The 16,000-nt window shown below is 59.4% G+C and carries 13 protein-coding genes; 6 read left to right on the top strand and 7 right to left on the bottom strand.

Annotated elements, in window-relative coordinates; all coding sequences use genetic code 11:
• Window positions 1–2: 2 nt before the first annotated feature.
• From ACVDG9_RS24325 to dctP, 3 genes are all read right to left on the bottom strand, one after another.
• Window positions 3–1,316 (bottom strand): TRAP transporter large permease, encoded by a 1,314-nt coding sequence (locus ACVDG9_RS24325; protein WP_075282177.1) that lies wholly within the window; start codon window positions 1,314–1,316, stop codon window positions 3–5.
• Entirely contained in the window at window positions 1,313–1,819 is a 507-nt protein-coding gene (locus tag ACVDG9_RS24320) for a TRAP transporter small permease subunit (protein WP_208992231.1), read from the bottom strand. Before ACVDG9_RS24320 ends, ACVDG9_RS24325 begins: the two co-directional genes overlap by 4 nt.
• Before the next feature lie 83 nt (window positions 1,820–1,902).
• On the bottom strand, window positions 1,903–2,934 hold the full coding sequence (gene dctP, locus ACVDG9_RS24315) for a TRAP transporter substrate-binding protein DctP (RefSeq protein WP_023002693.1): 1,032 nt from the start codon (window positions 2,932–2,934) through the stop codon (window positions 1,903–1,905).
• Between the two features lie 126 nt (window positions 2,935–3,060).
• Here dctP and ACVDG9_RS24310 point away from each other — a divergent pair, with 126 nt between their 5' ends.
• Together ACVDG9_RS24310 and ACVDG9_RS24305 are read left to right on the top strand one after the other, a co-directional pair.
• Entirely contained in the window at window positions 3,061–4,458 is a 1,398-nt protein-coding gene (locus tag ACVDG9_RS24310; RefSeq protein ID WP_447239197.1) for an aminotransferase-like domain-containing protein, read from the top strand.
• Between the two features lie 464 nt (window positions 4,459–4,922).
• Window positions 4,923–5,312 carry a DUF2794 domain-containing protein gene (locus ACVDG9_RS24305; RefSeq protein WP_023002696.1) on the top strand — a complete coding sequence of 130 codons (390 nt, stop codon included), beginning with the start codon at window positions 4,923–4,925 and terminating at the stop codon, window positions 5,310–5,312.
• Between the two features lie 314 nt (window positions 5,313–5,626).
• Here ACVDG9_RS24305 and ACVDG9_RS24300 read toward each other — a convergent pair whose 3' ends face one another.
• The 4 genes from ACVDG9_RS24300 to ACVDG9_RS24285 all read right to left on the bottom strand — a co-directional run bounded on the left by ACVDG9_RS24300 (window position 5,627) and on the right by ACVDG9_RS24285 (window position 10,985).
• Window positions 5,627–6,409 (bottom strand): Bax inhibitor-1/YccA family protein, encoded by a 783-nt coding sequence (locus ACVDG9_RS24300; RefSeq protein WP_023002698.1) that lies wholly within the window; start codon window positions 6,407–6,409, stop codon window positions 5,627–5,629.
• 182 nt (window positions 6,410–6,591) lie between these two features.
• Window positions 6,592–7,365 carry a hypothetical protein gene (locus tag ACVDG9_RS24295; protein WP_023002699.1) on the bottom strand — a complete coding sequence of 258 codons (774 nt, stop codon included), beginning with the start codon at window positions 7,363–7,365 and terminating at the stop codon, window positions 6,592–6,594.
• A 330-nt stretch (window positions 7,366–7,695) separates the two neighbouring features.
• Window positions 7,696–10,278: an ABC transporter permease gene (locus tag ACVDG9_RS24290; RefSeq protein ID WP_447239196.1), complete on the bottom strand. Its 2,583-nt coding sequence runs from the start codon at window positions 10,276–10,278 to the stop codon at window positions 7,696–7,698.
• Complete coding sequence (locus ACVDG9_RS24285) at window positions 10,275–10,985, bottom strand: ABC transporter ATP-binding protein (RefSeq protein ID WP_023002702.1); 711 nt, start codon at window positions 10,983–10,985, stop codon at window positions 10,275–10,277. Before ACVDG9_RS24285 ends, ACVDG9_RS24290 begins: the two co-directional genes overlap by 4 nt.
• A 123-nt stretch (window positions 10,986–11,108) precedes the next feature.
• Between ACVDG9_RS24285 and ACVDG9_RS24280 the strand changes: the two genes are divergently transcribed.
• From ACVDG9_RS24280 to ACVDG9_RS24265, 4 genes are all read left to right on the top strand, one after another.
• Window positions 11,109–11,735 carry an arylesterase gene (locus ACVDG9_RS24280; RefSeq protein ID WP_031270103.1) on the top strand — a complete coding sequence of 209 codons (627 nt, stop codon included), beginning with the start codon at window positions 11,109–11,111 and terminating at the stop codon, window positions 11,733–11,735.
• Between the two features lie 78 nt (window positions 11,736–11,813).
• On the top strand, window positions 11,814–12,866 hold the full coding sequence (locus tag ACVDG9_RS24275) for an NADP(H)-dependent aldo-keto reductase (RefSeq protein ID WP_447239195.1): 1,053 nt from the start codon (window positions 11,814–11,816) through the stop codon (window positions 12,864–12,866).
• Between the two features lie 200 nt (window positions 12,867–13,066).
• Window positions 13,067–13,603 (top strand): RNA 2',3'-cyclic phosphodiesterase, encoded by a 537-nt coding sequence (gene thpR, locus ACVDG9_RS24270; RefSeq protein WP_023002705.1) that lies wholly within the window; start codon window positions 13,067–13,069, stop codon window positions 13,601–13,603.
• Between the two features lie 431 nt (window positions 13,604–14,034).
• Window positions 14,035–15,999, top strand: a complete 1,965-nt coding sequence (locus ACVDG9_RS24265; RefSeq protein WP_370197366.1) for a methyl-accepting chemotaxis protein — start codon at window positions 14,035–14,037, stop codon at window positions 15,997–15,999.
• Window position 16,000 lies beyond the last annotated feature (1 nt).

Genomic DNA, 16,000 nt, shown 5'->3' with positions numbered 1-16,000 from the left:
TGTCAATTGATCATGGATTGCGGCAGCCACAACACCAGCTCCGGAAACAGGGCGCAGATGAAGATACCGATGGCTTGCAGCAGGATGAAGGGAACGATGGCACGGTAGACCGTGCCCATGCCGATGCCGGCGGGCAGGACGCCCTTCATGTAGAAGAGCGTGTAGCCGAAGGGCGGGGAGATGTAGGCCATCTGCGCCGAAACGAGGAACAGGATGCCGAACCAGAGCCGGTCGAACTCGAGGAAGTCGATCACCGGCAGGAAAACTGGCACGCACAAGAGGATGATGCCCATTTCGTCCAGGAACATGCCGAGGAAGAACAGAATGCCCAGCATGATGGCGAGAACGATCCAGCGGTTGGCATCGAGATCCTGAATGAAGGACAGGAGGAAGTCCGCGCCGCCGGTGCCGGTGAAGATTGCCACAAAGGCCCGCGCACCGATGGTGATCCAGAGGATCATGGCGGTCACCTTGACCACGTCGAGGGCAACACCGGATATGAGCTCCCAGCCGAACCGGCGCTCGATGAGCGAAGACAGGAACGCCAGGAAGACGCCGACGGCGGCTGCTTCCGTGGGTGTTGCGATACCCATGTAGATCGTGCCCAGGACGCCGACGATGATCAGCAGCGGCAGGATGAGGGATTTCAGCGAGGCAATGCGCTCTTCCCAGGTGGCCGGGGCGTCACTGTCCGGACGCGGGGCGATGGATGGGTTGAGCGCGGACCGCAGAACGATATAGCCGATATAGAGCGAGGCGAGCAGCAGGCCCGGCACCACGCCGGCGATGAACATCTGGCCGATAGAGGCCTGTGCGGTCACGGCATAGACGATGGTGATCACCGAGGGCGGGATCAGGATGCCGAGCGTTCCGCCGGCACAGATCGTCCCGATCGCGAGCTCCGGACTATACTTGCGCTTCAGCATGGAGGGCAGGGCCAGCATGCCCATGGCGGCAACCGCGGCACCGACGATGCCCGTCATGGCGGCGATGATCGTGCAGATGGCGATGGTGCCCACCGCAAGGCCACCCGGCAACCGCCGCGACCAGAGCTCCATGGCCCGGTAAAGGCTTTCGATGACGCCGGAACGCTGAAGAATACTGGCCATCATCACATAAAGCGGGATCGCGAGGAGCGATTCCGACGTCATGGTGGAATAGAGGTTGAGGACGGTAACGGAGAGGGCGGCGGGGCCCCACAGCGTTAGCGTGAAAACGAGCGCAAGTGCGCCAAGCGTGAAGGCAAGCGGCAGGCCGGTGAGCAGCAGGCCCACCAGGCTGGCGAACATGATGGCAAGAACGAATTCGGAGCTCATGCGCTTGCTCCCGTCTGTTCCTGCGCCGGGCGCGTTGCGTTGTAGGCTTCAACAAGGGCTTGCAAAAACAGGAGCGCAAAGGACAGCGGCACGACGAATTTCAGCCACCAGACGGGTGGGTTCCAGGCGGAAAAGCTGGTTTCGCCGAGGGAGTAGGCGTTGATTGCAAGCGGCCAGCTGACCCAGGCAAAAACGCCTGCAAACACAGCAATGACGGCATAGGAGAACACGTCGAGAACCACTTTTGGCAATCCCGTCAGTTTTTCGCTGAAGATGTCGACGGCGACGTGGCCCTTCAGGTGCAGAAGGTAAGGTCCGGCCAGCATGAAATGCGGGCCGAAGATCAACGTGCTGGCTTCCATGGCCCACACCGTCGGCGCATCGAACAGGTATCTTGCGACCACTTCGAAAAGCAGGATCGGCACCACCGCGAAGATGAGCGCCGCCGCAAGGAGGAAGAACAACCGGTTGACGCCGGTGACGATGGAACTGACGGATTTCATGAAGCTGAGCATTTGCCGATCGAAAGGACGACCGGACGGCAGACGACAGGGAGGTGCCGTCTGCCGCCCGGTGGGAGGAAGGGTCAGATCAGCCCGAGGGCTGTCATGAACTCAATCTGGCTCGCGAGCACGCGATTCGCCAGATCGTCTTCCTTGGTAGCCTTTTTCCAGGACTCGACAGCCTTGGACCGGTTGGCCGCGACATCGGCCGGGTCAAGCTGGATGATCTCGACGCCTTGTTCGCCGTATTTCTTCAGGACATCGACATTCTGCACCATGATGTGCTGGCGCAGCGATCCGGAGATCTCCCGAGCCGCAACGGCAAGCGCTGCCTTGTAGTCGTCTGGCAGCGCGTCATAGGCGCCCTGGTTGGCGACATAGCTGGTGGCGGTGGTCGGCTGGTGCACGCCCGGCAGGATGATGAACTTGGCGACTTCGCCAAGGCCTGCTTCGTAGTTGGCGGTGAGATCGCCGCGGTCGGCAAAATCGATCAGGCCTTTTTCAAGCGCCGTATAGACTTCCGCCGTCGGCAGCGGGGTCACGGAAACGCCCTGGTCGGCCATGACCGCGGAAGCGAGCCCGACAAAGCGGCCCTTCTTGCCGGCCATGTCGGCGATGGTTTCCATCTTGACGGTCGAGTGGATCGGCTCTTCGCCATAGACGGTGGGGGCAATGTAGAAGAGACCGGCCCTTGCATAGGCTTCGCGGGCGAGATCCAGACCACCCTTTTCGTAGAACCAGGCTTCATACTGGTCGGACTCGGGGAAGCCGAACGGGATGGTGGACGTGAAGGCAAATGCCGGGATCTTGCCGGCTTCGTAGCCGTCGAAGGTCTTCATCAGCTGGAAGGCGCCGGCGCGAACGGCATCGAATGCCTGGTTGGCAGGCACGAGCTGGCCGGCGGAGAACAGCGTGATCTTGAAGTTGCCGTCGGTCAGTTCGCTGACGCGCTCGACAAACTTCTTCTCGAATTCGAAAGGTGTGGTGCCGGCGTCCCAGAGAGCCTGCATGCGCCACTCAACCGCATCCTGTGCCTTGGCCGCAATCGGTGCTGCGAGGGCGGTGCCGCCAACGGCTGCACCTGCAAGAAGGCTGCGTCTACTTACTTTGGTCATTTTTCCCTCCCAAGGAAATTGCCATTTGCTGGCGTAATGGGCAAACTGTCATAAAATTGATTGGGACAATCAAGGGACAGTTGTTGGATTTATGGGCAGCACTGTCCCAGTAAATTTTGAGGGACAATGAGGGTTACGGGTAGCGGTCGGAAACTGTCTCGCGTCGATCAGATCGTCGAGAAAGTCGCGCTGATGCTGGAGGCAGGGGCATACAAGACGTTTGAGCGGTTGCCTTCCATTCGTCAGGCCGCGCGGGAGAACGGCGTTTCGAAAAACACGATGGCGGAAGCTTACGACCGGCTGGTCGCCCGAGGGCTACTGGAAGCGCGGGCCGGCTCCGGATACTACATGTCACAGGTCGGACCGGCTTCCAAGACCCCGCCAGCGCCACATGTCACGGCTGCGGTCGACGGCATGTCGTTGCTGCGGGAGCAGCTGGAACAGCATTATGAAGTGCGTCCGGGAGATGGGCGCCCGCCGCCGTCGTGGATGGAGGGGGCGGAGCTGCGCCGCCATTTCGCTAACGCCAAGACGCCCTTTCCCGAAGCGATCGAATTCGGCTACGGCAGTTCGTGGGGATATGGCCCGCTGAGGGACCGGCTGCGGATGCAATTGCTGGAGCGGTCGATCCCGGCCGATCCGCAAGGGCTTCTTTTGACCCATGGCGTCAACCATGGACTGGATCTGATCATCCGGCATCTGACGGAGCCTGGCGATACGGTTTTTGTCGATGAGCCGGGCTATTATCCGCTCTTTTCCAAGCTGACCTTCGCCAAGGTGCAGATTGTCGGTATCCGGCGCGACAGGGACGGTCCGGACCTGGAAGACCTGACCGCCAAACTCGCTCTTTACCGGCCGAAGATGTTTGTCACCCAGTCCCATGGCCACAATCCGACCGGCGGTTCCCTGTCACCTTCGCGGTCATTCGGGTTGATGCAGCTTGCCGAGCGCTGGGGGTTTCTCCTGGTTGAAAACGATGCGCTTGCCGACATTCTTCCGGCCACGCTGCCAAGGCTGGCAGCGCTGGACCAACTGGAGCGGGTGCTTTATCTCGGCACCTTTTCCAAGACACTGTCGGCCAGTCTCAGATGCGGTTACGTGGCTGGAAATCCGGACATCATCCGCCAGCTTGCCGATATCAAGATGCTGACGGTGGTCAATTCATCCGACCACGTCGAACGCTTCGTGTTCAATCTGATGCAGGCCGGCCATTATCTGAGACATCTGCGGCGTCTCAGGAGCCGGGTGGAAGATGCCTACAAGGCATCCTTCGGGACACTGGAGGTGATCGGGTTGTCCGTGCGTGAGTGCTCCATTCCCGGGTTCTATCTCTGGGTGGAGTTTCCCGATGATGTGGATGAAAGGGAACTGTGCGCCGCTGCCAGCAAGCAAAGCATCTTCATTGCGCCGGGCGCCGTCTTTTATCCGAACCGGGAGACCCGGCAGAAGCCGGCAATGCGGGTCAATGTGGCCTATGGAACCGATGCGCGGTTCCTGTCGTTCCTCAGGGATTTTCTGAAGTAGTTTGAAAGCAGAAGAACAGTCAGGGCCACAAATGAAAAGGGCCGGCATAATGCCGGCCCTTCAGTTGCCCTGATGTTTGACTCACTAAATCTGGTTGGCCAGTAAAAACCCCGGGGGGCTGGGGGGCTAATGCATTCCGCGGCTTCTACGGGCCATACCCATCAGGGTATGATCCTAATATGGGTGTCTAAAATGGCTGGCCAAGGGCTGGAATGCGGCAAAATCAAGGAAATTTATGCATTCTTTCTTGGCAAAGTGCCGTTGCGTTCGTTTTTGCACTTCTTCCCGTAAAACTTATTGGCAAAATTACTCTGGTTTCGGACCTCTGTCTGTCAATATGACGTTGCGGGCTTGCCAGAATGGCTAAAGAAGACGCATCATGACAGCCAGGTGACAGGCGTTTCCCGACGATTCTCTTGTCGGTTACCTGTCAGCAGCGAAACCGCGAACGGAATGGAGGCGGAATGAGCGAAGCCGACGACAGCGCGTTTCAGCGTGGTGCGGGTGCAAGCCCGTCGCCACAACATCAACCGGCTCCACCTCCCAAACCCATTGTTGCATTCAACAGGCGCGAACTCGATGTCATTCTGAGGCTCTACGGGCGCATGGTCGCCGACGGCGAGTGGCGGGACTATGCCATCGACCTCCTGAAGGACCGGGCAATCTTCTCCGTGTTTCGCAGATCTTCCGAAATGCCGCTTTACAGGATCGAGAAGGACCCGAAGCTTGCCCGCCGCCAGGGCGCTTATTCGGTCGTGGCGACCGGGGGCATGATCCTGAAGCGTGGCCACGATCTGGCGCAGGTGCTGAGGGTTCTGGAGAAGAAAAAACATCTTCGGGTGGTCGACGCCTGACCAGGCATCCGGTCAGTCAGCTGATGGTCGGGTGAGGTTCATTCCTCTGCGTTGATCCGGTCACAGACATTTCCTTGATGGTGGCGTCAATGACCGGCCAATGCTGGTCGGTTACCCGCTGGTCGCGGACCAGTCGATTGGTTCGACCAAGCCTGGCAGCGCAGTGTTCTGCCGCTTCATTCCATTGATTTGCGCAAGGCTTGCGTTGACGCCCATTGGCGCAAGTGTCGGCGTGCGATGTGTCGGACAGTCGTGCGGTCACAAAAAAGCCCGGCACAAGGCCGGGCTTTTCCGTTTGTTCAGTTTGGCTGCGCTTAGTCGCGGTTGCCGAACAGCTGCAGCAGCATGATGAACAGGTTGATGAAGTCGAGGTACAGACGCAGCGCGCCCATGACGGACTTCTTCGTAGCGACTTCACCGCTGTCGCCTTCGTAGTACATTTCCTTGATCTGCTGGGTGTCGTAGGCGGTCAGGCCGGCGAACACCAGAACACCGATCACGGAGATGGCGAACTGCAGAGCGGAAGATGCCATGAAGATGTTGACCAGCGACGCGATCACGATACCGATCAGGCCGATGAACAGGAACGAGCCCCAGCCGGACAGATCTTTCTTCGTAGTGTAGCCGAACAGGCTCAGCGCGCCGAAGGTACCGGCGGTGATGAAGAAGACCTGAGCGATCGAACCCGGGGTGTAGACCAGGAAGATCGAGGACAGGGAGATACCCATTACGGATGCGTAGACCAGGAAAAGGGTCCGCGCTGCGCCGGCACTCATGGACTGAATGCGGAAGGACAGCCAGAACACCATTCCGAGCGGTGCGAGCATGACAACCCATTTCAGCGGGCTGCCGTAGATGGCAACACCCAGCTGGGTGAGCATGCGGCCGTTGCCAAGGCTGGCGACAGCAGAGTTCGGATCGGTGGTCGTTGCAAGCATGACCGTTGCCAGCGCAAGAAAGCCGGTCAGCGCAAGGCCGATGGTCATGTAGTTATAGACGCCCAGCATGTAGGAGCGGAGGCCCTGATCGATGCCGGCCTCGGCGCGTGCGCCGGCGACGGTATACGCGCCTTGAGATTGACGGTCATAGGTCGACATGGTCGTAAAAATCCCCTTCTAGATAGACGTGCGCATGCAATCGCGCATGCAACACAACTCCCTCAACATATGGGAAAAGCCTATCCCGAGCACAAGTCGAATTCGATGAAAAATTCGTAATCTTTGCGCTCAGGACGTATTATTTGAACCTATCCTTAAAAACAGGCTCAGATTCAGTCGTATTATTTCATGGCTTTCAGTCGGGATTCGATCTGCCGGTCGCAGGTGCCGCCGGGGTTGCGAACGATTTCTTCCGACGCGAAATCGAGGATTTCCTTTTCCGGATCCTGCATCTGCTCGACAGTCACACCGGGTTTGAACCACTGCAGAACCGCATAGTCGCCGCCGGCATCGGTGAGGAAAGCGATCGGCTTGCCATTTTCGGTGATGCCCATGCGGCCGACGCGGACTTCCGCAATCGATACCTTGCGCGCTTCGCCGTCGATGGTCAGCCGGTTTTTCGACACGTTCAGTTTCTTCAGCTTGGAGCCTTCAGTGCCGACCCAGTTACCGTAGAAGCGCTTGCCTTTTTTCTCGACGGAAAGGCAGGAGTTCTCGAAATTCGGGATGGAAAGACGGACGGCGGAAACCTCGATCGGATCCTCGCCCTTGGGCGCCAGCGTGTATTTCATCGCATTGTCGCCGGTGCGGTATACCCGGATGCCGACTGGCGTATAGCCGGAATCGTTCATCGAACGGGTGAAGAAATCGAACTGGTTGGCGTCGTTGGTGCCGGCCCGGCGATAAAGCCAGCGCTTCGGCAAACCGTTTTCGAAGACCAGCCAGTCACTGACGACGAGGCCGCGCGGGCCTTCCGGCGTGTTCAACTGCCAGACCCCGGTATGAAACGGGCTTTCCGCCGACGCGGCAGGGGCGAAAGCCATAGCGGCAACTGCGGACAGGGCTGCAGCCCCGGCAATGGTCTTCAAACGAATTTTCGGGAGAAACTTGAACATGGAATGGCCCCTTCTTAACAAACTGCCCGGAGCTGAACCGGATAGCCAAGATCAATTCAGTATGCAAGTTGTGTGGAGCTGAAGTTTGTCGCGATTTGGTTGTATTTCAGGATTTTTTCCTGAACGAAGTTTGCCAAGAGCTGTGGGCGCCGGATCGAAATAGATCAGCGCTCGTCAAGAATTCGTTCGATCTTGTTTTCGGAAGTCTACCGGTTCGTCGGAAATAGCCTTGCTGATCAAAGGAGGCACGACCGAGGCCGGCAAACGTCCTTTGATCAGCTTTTTTCCTGTGCGCACGTTCGCCGCGACAGCAGCTGACCGCACTTTGCGCTAGAGATTTCGCAAGACAGGTGCGGGCTTTTCACCCAGCACCCGCCATGTGCCGACGAGGCCGAAACCCACCGTCAGCACCAGCGCGATCAGCGCGGCACCTGCTGCGGTCACCGGCATCATCACGAACGACCCGTCCATGATCTGCGTTATCACGTACCAGGCGGCGACCCCTCCGGCCAGCAGGGCGAACACCGCCGTTGCAAGGCCCAGAATGGCGTATTCGAGTGCATAGGCGAAGATCAGGCGAGCCCGTGTCGCACCAATGGTTTTCAGAATGACCGCATCGTAGATCCGGCTGCGATGACCGGCGGCAAGTGCACCTGCCAGAACCAGAACACTGGCGATCAGCGTGATCGAGCTTGCGCCGCGGATGGCCCAGGCAAGCTGTGCCACCAGATCGTTGACCTGAGAGATCGCGTCCTTCACCCGGATTGCCGTCACTGTCGGAAAGGCGTTCGAGACCGTCTTCAACAAGGCAAGTTCCGTCTCTTCCGGCACATCATCGTCCCAGCCAAGGGTCATCAGATGGGCATGTGGAGCACCGGCAAAAGTGTTCGGCGAAAACACCATTACGAAATTGATTGCAAGGGACTGCCATTCCACCGTACGCGTGTTGGCAATTTCCGCCGTGATTTCCCTGCCGAGCACATTGACCGTGATCCGGTCTCCGATCTTGAGGCCGAGATCGGTGGCGGCCTCTTCATCGAAGGACACCAGCGGAATGCCGGTGTAGTCCTCCGGCCACCAGGAGCCTTCTTCCAGCTTCGAGTTCTTGGGAAGACTTGCGTCATAGGTAATGCCGCGGTCACCGCGCAGCACCCAGCCGGAGCCTTCCTGGGCAGGGACGAACTTGTCGGCCGCAATACCGTTCAGCGAGACAATGCGTCCGCGCAGCATCGGGACGCTTTGCAGGTTGGCGTCGGATGCTTCAGCATTCAGCAAGGCCTCGAAGGCGTCGCGTTCATGGCTCTGGATATCGATGAAGAAGAAGCTCGGAGCCTTGTCGGCAATGGTTGCGGTCAGCTCGCGCCGCAGGTTTCCGTCGATGAGGGCAAGCGCGACCAGCAGCGACAGGCCAAGTCCCAGCGACAACACGACTGACGGGGTGAGCGCTCCGGGACGGTGAATGTTTGCAATCGCCAGCCTGAGCTCGGTCGAGCGGACACTGGGCAGGCGCCTGGCTATGGCCATGATCGCGCGTGCGACCAGTACCAGCAAAACGAACGCACCGGCGGATGCGGCGATGTAGGTGCCGGCCATGCGCTGGTCGTGGGCAAGCAGAATGGCGATGGCGGCAAGGGCAAGCACTGTTGCCGCGGTGGCAAACAGATAGCGTTTGCGCGGCAGCTTGGCACCACCGGTCACGATATCCCGGAAAAGGGCCGTCGGCGGCACGTCATGAGCCCGCCCCAACGGCCAGATTGCAAAGGCGAGAGCGGTCAGGAGGCCGTAGACGAGGCCAAGGGCAAGCTCGGTCGGATAGATGCTGGCCGCGAGCTTGACCGGCAGAACCGGCGCCAGTGCGGCAGCCGCGGCAAAGGGGATCAGGGCACCCAGCACAAGGCCGACGACGATGCCGAGCAGCGCAAGCACCAGCATCTGAACCAGATAGATCTTGAAGACGAAGCCGCCCGTCGAGCCCAGGCACTTGAAGCTGGCGATAACCTCGCGCTTGGTTTCCAGATAGGCGCGGATGGCATTGGCCACGCCTACACCGCCAACCACCAGCGCGGTGAGGCCAACCAGTGTCAGGAATTGCGCGAAGCGATCAATGCTGCGTTGAAGGCCCGGGGACGCATTGGCGCGGGAGCGGATACGCCATCCCGCGTCCGGTTGGGCGGATTTGGCCTCTTCGACGATCCCTTCCATTGCTTCCAGGTTGGGAGCCGGGGCCATTCGAACGCGGTAATGCCAGCGGACCAGGCTGCCGGGCTGGATCAGGCCGGTTTCCGGCAGGGCGGCATCGGAAATCAGAAGGCGTGGACCGAATTCCATGCCCCCGGCCAGTTTGTCCGGTTCGTTGGCAATGGTGTCGGCAATTCGGATGGTGGCTCGTCCGAGGGACAGCGTATCGCCAACATTCGCGCCAAGCCGCGCGAGAAGAGAAGGGTCCACAACGGCGCCCCAGGTCCCGTCTTTCCGGGCCAGGGCCGTTTCCAGGGCCTCTCCGGAGGCAAGTTCAAATGTACCGTAAAGGGGATAGGGACCGTCGACGGCTTTCAGCTCTACCAATGCCTGATCGCCAGTCTCCGGTCTTCTTGCCATGGCCCGCGTGGTCGCAACGCGGGACAGGTCACCAAGGCCGTTCAGATAGGCAAGTTGATCGGCGTCGGCCTGCCGGTGGATCAGGGAAAAATCGAGATCACCGCCCAGGATGGACTGACCTTCGCGCGAAATTCCTTCTGTAAGAGCCCGTGAGACAGACGTGACGCCTGCGATTGCCGCTACGCCGAGCGCGATACAGGCAATGAAAATGTAAAAGCCCTTGAGGCCGCCGCGCAGTTCACGAAAGGCGAACCGGGCAGCAAGGCGCATCGTCTGGTGGTTTGCCGGTGTGCTGCCCGGGACAAACGCGCTCATGCAGACACCTCGCGGCGGGCGCGGTCAGACGTTTCTTCTTCGATTTCTCCGGAGCGAACGCGGATCATGCGGTCGCAGCGGGCGGCAAGGCTCGGGTCGTGGGTGACCAGAACCAGCGTCGTGCCCCGGTTCTTCTGGGCGGTGAACATCAGGTCGACAATCTGTGCGCCGGTGCTTTCATCGAGGTTGCCAGTCGGTTCGTCTGCGATCAGGATCGCGGGTTCGACGACCAGCGCCCTTGCCACGGCAACACGCTGCTGTTCGCCGCCGGACAGTTGCGCCGGGTAGTGGTGCATGCGGTGGCCGAGCCCGACGGCATCCAGTTCCGCCTTGGCCTTGTCGAAGGCGGCGGTATCCCCAGCAAGTTCCAGCGGCACGGCCACGTTTTCCAAAGCGGTCATGTTGGGCACGAGGTGAAACGACTGGAAAATGATCCCGACATTGCGACCGCGAAACCGGGCCAGCTGGTCTTCGGACAGGGGGCCGAGTTCGGATCCGGCCACGTTGACCGAGCCTTCATCGGCGCGTTCCAGCCCCGCCATGACCATCAGCAATGTCGATTTTCCGGACCCTGACGGGCCGACAAGGCCGACGGAGGCCCCCTTCTCGATCTGAAGGTCGATCCCCTTCAGGATATGCACCCGCCCGGCGCCTTCGCCGAGGGTCAGGTGGACGTCTTTCAGGGCGATCGCGGGCGAATTTGTCATTCTCTGGCCTTTACAATGGGCGTGTGATCGTCTTCCTGACAGTCACAAGCCCTCGACAATTGGACGCTCTGCGACCATATGGGCCTGTTGAAGAGCGTCTTCCAGTCCCAAAAGAGTGTTCACGTGAACCGGTTTATTGCCTGCCTGACGATAATCATCCTGTCTTTCCTGCCAATGGCCGCCCAGTCGGCCGATCTGAAACTGGTGGTGCTGGGGGACAGTCTGTCCGCCGGCTATCAGCTGTCGGCAGGAGAGGGCTTCACGGATCAGCTCCAGAAAGCGCTTGATGCGAAGGGGCAATCGGTCGAGGTCGTCAATGCCGGCGTGTCTGGCGACACGTCAAGCGGCGGGCTGTCGCGGCTGGACTGGTCGGTGGGGCCGGACACCAGTGCAGTCATCGTGGAGCTCGGAGCAAACGACGCGTTGCGGGGGATCTCTCCGGAGCTGACGCGCAAGAATATCGACGAAATCGTCCGGCGCCTGACGGAACGCGGTGTTGCCGTGCTTGTCGCGGGCATGCTGGCTCCGCGCAATCTTGGGCCGGAATATGCCGAGGCATTCGATCCGATCTACTCCGATGTTGCCAAGGCGCACGATGCGTTGTTTTATCCCTTCTTCCTCGAGGGTGCCGCCCTCAATCCCGATCTCAACCTTTCCGACGGTATGCATCCCAACGCCAAAGGGGTGGAAGTCATCGTCGAAAACATTCTGCCGAAAGTGGAAGAGCTTTTGGCCAAAGCCCGATCCTAGGGGCTTTGCTCTGGACCTGGGGTGGAAGCCGATCCGGCTTCCGGGACGCCCCGTTTTCAAAATTTGAAGGATAGTCTTATGGAAAAGCGCCGTCTTGGCCGCACGGATATACAGGTCAGCGCCCTTTGCCTCGGTACCATGACCTTTGGGGAGCAGAACTCCGAGGCGGAAGGTCACGCCCAGATGGACCACGCCATGGAAAAGGGCATCAATTTCTTTGACGCGGCAGAACTCTATCCGATCCCGCCGAAGAAAGAGACCCAGGGCCGGACCGAGCGCATCGTCGGCACGTGGTTCAAGAAAACCGGCATGCGGGACAAGATCGTCATGGCCACCAAGGTGGTCGGGCGGACCGACATGGACTGGTTCCGTGAAAACGGTGCGAAGGCGAAACTGGTTCGCGAACAGATCGAATTTGCGGTCGACCGCAGCCTGAAGAACCTGGAAACAGACTATATCGACCTCTACCAGATCCACTGGCCGGACCGGAACGTCGGCGGCTTCGGTTCAAACCCGACGCGCTGGGCGGATGTCGAACCGGCTCCGGACGAAAACAGCATCCAGTCGACGCTGGAAATCCTTGGGGATCTGGTCAAGGCCGGCAAAATCCGTCACGTCGGTGTCTCCAACGAAAGTGCCTGGGGCACGATGCGCTACGTCGCCGCGTCCGAGATGTATGACGTGCCGCGGGTCGTCTCGATCCAGAACGCCTATTCCCTTGTCAACCGGACCTTTGAAACCGGCCTTGCGGAAGTTGCCCGTCGGGAAGATGTCGGTCTTCTGGGATATTCGGCACTGGCCCAGGGATATCTGACGGGCAAATACCGCAATGGCGCCCTTCCGGCAGGTGCCCGCAAGACGCTGTTCAACCGCCTGCAGCGCTATGAGCACCCGCGCGCCATCGAGGCGGTCGATGCCTATCTGGACCTGGCGCAGGAGGCGGGACTTGATCCGTCGCAGATGGCACTTGCCTTTGCCATGTCGCGGTCTTTCATGACATCGGTCATCCTGGGTGCGACGACCATTGAGCAGCTGGATACCGACATCGGAGCTGCGGACGTTGAGCTGAGTGCCGATGTTCTGGAGAAAATCGATGCGCTGCATCAGGAATTCGGCAATCCGGCGCCGTAACGGGTGTAACTTCCTGATCGATAAATCTTTTTAGAGAATCATCTGCAGATCGGAGGCCGGGCTGGTTATGAACCAGCCCGGTTTTCATTTGAGTGCGGCGCTGAATTTTTGAACGCGCTCAAAAACTTAGCTTTTTGTCTTGCGATTTTCATGAAGTTGATTCCTCATGGGATTCATCAGCGACAGCGGAGGGAACACCCATGCCGCGCCTATTTACAGGCCTTGAGATTCCGTCCCAGACGGCACTCATGCTTTCGATGCTCCGGGGAGGCCTTCGGGGCGCCCGCTGGATTGATCCGGAGAACTACCACATCACCTTGCGCTTCATTGGCGACATCGACGACCGTACGGCCGACGAGATCGCCGCCGCGCTTGATCGTGTCCGCAGGGATCCGGTGGAAATCCGCCTCAACGGACTTGGTTCTTTCGGCAACGGCAAGCCGCATGCGGTCTGGGCCCGGGTTGAGCCGACCGCTCAACTTGCCGAATTGCAGGCCGAGCAGGAGCGCATCATCCAGCGTCTGCATCTGCCGGCCGAGCGGCGCAAGTATGTTCCGCATGTCACCCTTGCCCGTTGCAGGACCTCGACCAACGAGGACGTGGCCAAGTGGCTGAGCGAGCGCGGCAACTTCCAGGCGCAGCCCTTCATTGCCGGACGTTTTGTGCTGTTCTCGGCGAAATCGAGTGTCGGTGGCGGCCCCTATCTGGTGGAAGAGGCCTATCCGCTGGCCGCGTGACGCCCGCATTCTGATGGCGTGCAGCGAGACCACAGGATTTGCGTATCGGCAGAATGAACCCAAGCCTTTGCCGGTTTGGGGTCATTTTTGGCTGAAACCCTGAAAAAGATTGCACCGACCCGACGCGAAAAAATGACGCACACTGGCGTCCGCGCTCCTTTCGTGATGGTCAAAAGTGACAGGAGGGGGCCGAGAAACTGTGCGGTTTTTGGGCAGGCCGGAATTCCAGGGCAGTGAAAAAGGCTGTTTTGCCTAAATAATAAGTTGATTGAATTCTCTGAATGATTGAGTGCGTAGAAGTATAAACCTCTGGTTTAGAAGATTAGTCGGCTCAGTATTCAAGTTGCGTAAAGGAAAATTAATGGCTTGAGCGTTTTCTGGGCACACTGTGCAAGGCTCGACAAGAGCTGCCCCAAAAAAACGAGACCATTATGAAGTTCTTTGCAGATCTGCCCATCGCGGTGCGTGTCGGAGCGCTGTCCGCAATCGCCGTGGTTGCCATTGGCGTATTGCTTGGCACGGCGCTTTACAGCCAGCAAATCGTGTCGCACGAAATCGACAATCTGGCTGAATATTCGCAAATGGACTTCAAAGTGTCGCAGGTTCAGGCTCATGCGCAGAACATGCAGCGCAGCCAGAAGGACTTTCTTTTGAACAAGGACATGGCCTTTGTCGAGGAATACAAAGCCGAGTTCGAGAAAGCCCAGAGCAACCTGAACGATGTCGATACGAAGCCGCAATCGGCTTCCATCAAGGATAACATCGCCAAGCTTCGCGATGTTCTTGACCAGCACAAGGCAAAGTTCGACGCTTTGACCAGTGAGCTTACCCGAATGGGGCTTGATGAAAGCACCGGGCTGCAGGGGTCTCTGCGCACTGCCGTGCATGACGTGGAAAGCAAGCTGGATGCCGCCAATCTGGATGCCTTGACCGTCAAGATGCTGATGATGCGCCGTCATGAAAAAGATTTCATGCTGCGCGGTGACGAGAAATATATCGGCAGGATCAGCGAACGGCGGGCTGAATTCGCAGATCTGCTGCCGAAAAGCGGGTTGCCCGACGCCGAACAGGCTGAAATCGGCAAGCTGCTGGATACCTATCAGGCCTCCTTCCAGGCTTATGCCGAATTGTCCCTGAAGATTGCTGCCGATCTGGCCGAGATCGAGGCAATCTACGCCCAGGTCGCTCCGGAATGGGCGGTGATGTCTGAAGCTGCCTATGCGGGCAAGCTGGCCGCCGGGGAAACGCTGGACACTGCCCAGGCCTTCTCCAAAACAACATTCCTGACCGTCTCCGCCATCGCGCTGGTGCTGTCCATCGGGCTTGGCTGGCTGATCGGCCGCAGCATTACCAGACCGGTGAAAACGCTTACCGGAACCATGGGAACGCTCGCTGGCGGATCCATCGACATCGACGTCCAGTACACCGACCGCAAGAGCGAGATCGGCAGCATGGCCCGCGCCGTGGAAGTTTTCCGCGCCAATGCCGTCCGGACCCGCGAACTGGAAGCGGAACAGAAGGAACAGGCAGCAAGAACCGCCGCCGAACAAAAGCGGATGATGATGGAGCTTGCCGATAGTTTCGAAAGCTCCGTTGGTGAAATCGTCCAGGCGGTATCGTCCTCGTCGTCCCAGCTGGAATCGAGCGCAAGCTCCATGAGCGCCACAGCCGAGCAGACCCAGCAACAATCTTCGAACGTTGCCGCGGCAGCCGAGCAGGCATCTGCCAACGTTCAGACCGTTGCCTCCGCAGCCGAAGAGCTGTCGTCGACGGTTTCGGAAATTTCCCGACAGGTCGCCCAGTCTTCAAATGTTGCTGCCACGGCAACGGCGGAAGCCAAGAAGACCAACGACCAGGTTCAGGGGCTCGCCGAAGCCGCTTCGCGCATCGGTGAAGTGGTGAAGCTTATTTCCGATATCGCCGAGCAGACCAATCTTCTGGCGCTCAATGCCACCATTGAAGCGGCCCGTGCGGGCGAGGCCGGCAAGGGATTTGCCGTCGTTGCGTCGGAAGTGAAGGAACTGGCCAGCCAGACGACCAAGGCGACCGAGGAAATCTCCCAGCAGATTTCCGGTGTCCAGTCGGCGACCCGTGACGCGGTCTCTGCTATCGACGGCATCACCAAGACGATCTTCGAGATCAACGAGATTGCCGGCGGGATCGCGGCGGCTGTCGAAGAGCAGGGCGCGGCAACCACCGAGATCGCACGCAATGTGCACGAAGCTTCCACCGGTACACGCGATGTGACCCGCAACATCAGCAGCGTCAGCGAAGCAGCCACCCAGTCGGGGCATGCGGCGGAAGAGCTGCAGGCGGCGTCCGGCACGCTTGCGAGCAATGCCCGGGCGCTTCAGGCGGAGGTCGACGGCTTCCTGGCACGCGTACGCGCCGGCTGAG

The sequence above is a fragment of the Roseibium sp. RP-7 genome, assembly GCF_053005225.1.
This window is presented reverse-complemented; position numbering and strand designations above follow the sequence as displayed.

Coding starts and splice junctions, on each gene's coding strand:
- ACVDG9_RS24310 (WP_447239197.1), top strand. CDS start 3,061: ATGAGGGTTACGGGTAGCGGTCGGAAACTGTCTCGCGTCGATCAGATC.
- ACVDG9_RS24300 (WP_023002698.1), bottom strand. CDS start 6,409: ATGTCGACCTATGACCGTCAATCTCAAGGCGCGTATACCGTCGCCGGC.
- dctP (WP_023002693.1), bottom strand. CDS start 2,934: ATGACCAAAGTAAGTAGACGCAGCCTTCTTGCAGGTGCAGCCGTTGGC.
- ACVDG9_RS24265 (WP_370197366.1), top strand. CDS start 14,035: ATGAAGTTCTTTGCAGATCTGCCCATCGCGGTGCGTGTCGGAGCGCTG.
- ACVDG9_RS24290 (WP_447239196.1), bottom strand. CDS start 10,278: ATGAGCGCGTTTGTCCCGGGCAGCACACCGGCAAACCACCAGACGATG.
- ACVDG9_RS24295 (WP_023002699.1), bottom strand. CDS start 7,365: ATGTTCAAGTTTCTCCCGAAAATTCGTTTGAAGACCATTGCCGGGGCT.
- ACVDG9_RS24275 (WP_447239195.1), top strand. CDS start 11,814: ATGGAAAAGCGCCGTCTTGGCCGCACGGATATACAGGTCAGCGCCCTT.
- ACVDG9_RS24320 (WP_208992231.1), bottom strand. CDS start 1,819: ATGAAATCCGTCAGTTCCATCGTCACCGGCGTCAACCGGTTGTTCTTC.
- thpR (WP_023002705.1), top strand. CDS start 13,067: ATGCCGCGCCTATTTACAGGCCTTGAGATTCCGTCCCAGACGGCACTC.
- ACVDG9_RS24285 (WP_023002702.1), bottom strand. CDS start 10,985: ATGACAAATTCGCCCGCGATCGCCCTGAAAGACGTCCACCTGACCCTC.
- ACVDG9_RS24305 (WP_023002696.1), top strand. CDS start 4,923: ATGAGCGAAGCCGACGACAGCGCGTTTCAGCGTGGTGCGGGTGCAAGC.
- ACVDG9_RS24325 (WP_075282177.1), bottom strand. CDS start 1,316: ATGAGCTCCGAATTCGTTCTTGCCATCATGTTCGCCAGCCTGGTGGGC.